5 protein-coding genes are annotated in these 3,611 nt (G+C 64.1%); all 5 read right to left on the bottom strand.

The genetic code is table 11. The annotated features are described in order from the left end of the window. The coding region (locus tag ABIE58_RS20090) for an Lrp/AsnC family transcriptional regulator (protein WP_354546388.1) at nt 1–356 on the bottom strand (356 nt) is incomplete at its 3' end. 2 nt (nt 357–358) lie between these two features. Then, nucleotides 359–1,078, bottom strand: coding sequence for a sulfate/molybdate ABC transporter ATP-binding protein (locus ABIE58_RS20085; RefSeq protein WP_354546387.1), 720 nt, complete (start codon nt 1,076–1,078; stop codon nt 359–361). 12 nt (nt 1,079–1,090) lie between these two features. Further along, nucleotides 1,091–1,954 (bottom strand): sulfate ABC transporter permease subunit CysW, encoded by an 864-nt coding sequence (gene cysW / locus ABIE58_RS20080; protein WP_354546386.1) that lies wholly within the window; start codon nt 1,952–1,954, stop codon nt 1,091–1,093. Beyond that, the gene (gene cysT / locus ABIE58_RS20075; protein WP_354546385.1) at nt 1,947–2,786 is read right to left on the bottom strand and encodes a sulfate ABC transporter permease subunit CysT; all 840 of its coding nucleotides are present in this window, start codon (nt 2,784–2,786) and stop codon (nt 1,947–1,949) included. Before cysT ends, cysW begins: the two co-directional genes overlap by 8 nt. A gap of 3 nt (nt 2,787–2,789) precedes the next feature. Continuing rightward, a partial coding sequence (locus ABIE58_RS20070; protein ID WP_354546384.1) for a sulfate ABC transporter substrate-binding protein occupies nt 2,790–3,611 on the bottom strand: 822 nt, incomplete at its 5' end.

Below are 3,611 nucleotides of genomic sequence, written 5' to 3'. Positions count from 1 at the left end.
GCCATGTCGGCCACGGCCACTTTCAGCAGGTAATCGACATCGCCCGCCATGCGATGCACTTCGATGATTTCAGGGAATTCCGCGATGGCGGCGCGGAACTCGGCGCGCCACTCGCGGGAATGATCGGGGGCCTCGATCTCAACAAACACGGTCAGGCCAAGGCCGATCCGGGCGGGATCGACGATGGCCACCCGCCCGGTGATGATGCCCGTGGCCTCAAGCTTTTGCACCCGTTTCCAGCAGGGGGTTTGCGACAGGCCGACGCGCTCGGCCAGTTGCGCGACGGGGATGGTCGCGTCGCGCATCAACTCATGCAGGATCTTGCGATCAATGCGGTCCAGATCAGTTTTACTCATGATCAGGACGCCGTGAATTCACGCACGAAGTCATTGGCGGGCTTGGCGCGGATCTCCGCCGGTTTGCCAACCTGTTCGATGCGCCCCATCGACATCACGACGACCAGATCGGCCAGTTCCATCGCCTCTTCCTGATCGTGGGTGACGAAAATCGTCGTCAGCCCCGTGGTGTCGTGGATATCGCGCAGGCCCTGGCGCAGTTCCTTGCGCACCTTGGCGTCCAGCGCGCCGAACGGCTCGTCGAGCAGCAGCATGCGCGGCTCGATCGCCAGCGCGCGCGCCAGTGCCACGCGCTGGCGCTGCCCGCCCGAAAGCTGGCTGGGATAGCGCGCGCCGATATCGGGCAGTTGAATGAGGTCCAGCAGGCGGTTCACCCGGCGGCCGATCTCGGCCTCGGTCGGGCGGGTCTTGCGGTTGCGGGCGCGCAGCCCGTAGGCGATGTTCTCGAACACCGTCATGTGCTTGAACAGCGCGTAATGCTGAAAGACAAAGCCCGCGCGCCGCTCCTGCACGCTCAGGCCGGTGGCGTCGGAGCCGTCGAACAGCACCCGCCCCGAGCTGGGAAATTCCAGCCCGCCCAGAATGCGCAACAGCGTGGTCTTGCCCGACCCGGACGGCCCCAGAAGGGCGATCAGCGCGCCCGAGGGGATGGCGAGCGAGACCGGGTGCAGCGCCCGCTCGGTGCCGAATTCCTTGGCCAGGTCTTCGATGTCTATATGCATGGGTTTGCCCTTTCAGTGACGGCGCGTTGCGGCCAGAACATCGGCGTGACGCCATTCCAGAAGCGATTTGAGGGTCAGCGTGACCAGCGCCAGAAGCGCCAGAACAGCGGCCAGAGAGAAGGCGGCGACCGACAGATATTCGTTGTAGAACATCTCGATCATGATCGGCATGGTCGTCGTCTCGCCCCGGATCTTGCCCGAGATGACAGCGACGGCGCCAAATTCGCCCATGGCGCGGGCATTACAAAGCAGCACGCCATAAAGCAGCGCCCAGCGGATATTGGGCAGGGTGACGGTGAAAAACGCGCGCCATCCCGACGCGCCAAGCGTCAGCGCCGCCTCTTCCTCGGCCTGGCCTTGTTCGATCATCACCGGGATGAGTTCCCGCGCCACGAACGGAAAGGTCACGAACATCGTCGCCAGCACAATGCCGGGAAAGGCGAACACGATCTTGAGGTCATTGGCCACCAGCCAGGCCCCGAGCGACGAGTTGACACCGAACAAAAGCACCAGCGCCAAACCCGCCACCACCGGCGAGACGGAAAACGGCAGGTCAATGAGCGTGATCAGGAACGCCTTGCCGCGAAAGTCGAACTTGGTGATCGCCCAGGCGGCGGCGATGCCGAACACCGCATTGAGCGGCACGGCGATGGCCGCAACGATCAGCGTGAGGCGGATGGCCGACCACGCATCAGGCGACGACAGCGCGGTAAGTGACGCCGCCCAGCCGTTGCGCAAGGCCTCGGCAAAGACCGCGATGAGTGGTGCGAAGAGCAGCACCCCGATCAGCACCAGAACCGTGCCAATGAGGAGGTGCCGGGCCAGGCGCGGCTCGGTTGTGACGGGGGTGGGACGGGTGAGCGCGATATCAGACAAGGCCGATCCTCCGTCTGCTCCAGATTTGAATGATGTTGATCGCCAGCAGCATGGCAAAGGAAATCAGCAACATGGCGATGCCGATGGCCGCAGCGGCGTCGTAATTGTATTCTTCCAGCCGGATCACGATCAGCAGCGGTGCAATCTCCGTGAGGTTCGGAATATTGCCCGCGATAAAGATGACCGAGCCGTATTCGCCCACCGACCGCGCCAGTGCCAGCGCGAAGCCGGTCAAAAGTGCCGGCGTCAACGTGGGCAAAACCACCCGGCGCAAGGTATAGGCGCGGCGCGCACCCAGCGTGGCGCTGACCTCCTCGACCTCGCGCTCCAGCTCCTCGATCACCGGCTGCACGGTGCGCACCACGAAGGGCAGCCCGATGAAAATGAGCGCCATCCAGATGCCGACCTCGGTATAGGCGACCTTGATGCCCAAGGGGGCCAGCGCCTGCCCAAAGACGCCATTGGGCGCGTAAAGCGCCGTCAGCGAGATGCCCGCCACCGCCGTGGGCAGCGCAAAGGGCAGGTCCACCGCCGCGTCGATCAGCTTGCGCCCCCAGAACCGATAGCGCACCAGCACCCAGGCCAGCGCCAGCCCGAACACCAGGTTGAACAGCGACGCGATCAATGCCGCGCGAAACGACAGTTCCAGCGCCGCCCAGATGCGGCGCGAATTGACCATGCCCCACAAATCCGCCGGGCCGATCATCAGGCCCCGGCCCAACAATGCGCCGATAGGAAGAAGCACCACGATGGACAGGATCGCCATCATGATGCCAAAGCTCAGCCCAAACCCCGGCAGGGGTGAGGGCGAGCGCAAAAGGCTCGCCCTCATGATTTATTCCTCGTAAATCTGGTCAAACACGCCGCCTTCGCCGAAATACTCGGGCTGCACCTTGGGCCAGCCGCCGAACTCGGCAATCGACAGGCGGGTCACATCGGGGAAGCGCGCGACATCCTCGGGGTTGGCCTTGGACGTGTCCCAGGCGCGGTAGAAATGCTTGAGCGCCAGCGCCTGCGCCTCGGGGCTGTAGAGATGCTCCAGATAGGCCTCGGCGGCCTTGCGCTGCGCGTCGCTCTTGATGTTGCCATCAACCAGCGTCACCGGCGGTTCCGCCAGAACCGAGACGGAAGGAACAACGATGTCAAACGCATCCTCGCCGCGTTCCTTCAGCGCCAGGAACGCCTCATTCTCCCACGCGAGCAGCACATCGCCGATGCCGCGCTGCGTGAAGGTCGTGGTTGATCCGCGCGCGCCGGTATCCAGCACGGGCACGTTTTTATAAAGCTTGCCGACAAATTCCTTGGGGTCCAGCCCGTTCTTCTCGGCATAGGCCCAGGCGGCAAGGAAGTTCCAGCGCGCACCGCCGGATGTCTTGGGGTTGGGGGTGACCACGTCGACACCGGGCTTGATCAGGTCGCCCCAATCCTTGATCCCCTTCGGGTTGCCGTCGCGCACCAGAAACACGATGGTCGAGGTATAGGGCGAGGAATTATGCGCCAGCCGCGATTGCCAGTCGGCGGGCAGTTTGCCGGTGCGAGCCGAAATCTTGTCGATATCCGCCGACAGCGCCAGCGTGACCACCGTCGCCTCCAGCCCGTCGATCACCGCGCGCGCCTGTGCGCCAGCACCACCGTGCGATTGCTGGACGGTGACCGG

Source organism: Roseovarius sp. MBR-78, from assembly GCF_040547535.1.
Classification (GTDB): Bacteria; Pseudomonadota; Alphaproteobacteria; order Rhodobacterales; family Rhodobacteraceae; genus Roseovarius.
The sequence above is the reverse complement of the archived record's forward strand: the minus strand, read 5'-3'. Positions and strand labels throughout refer to the sequence as shown.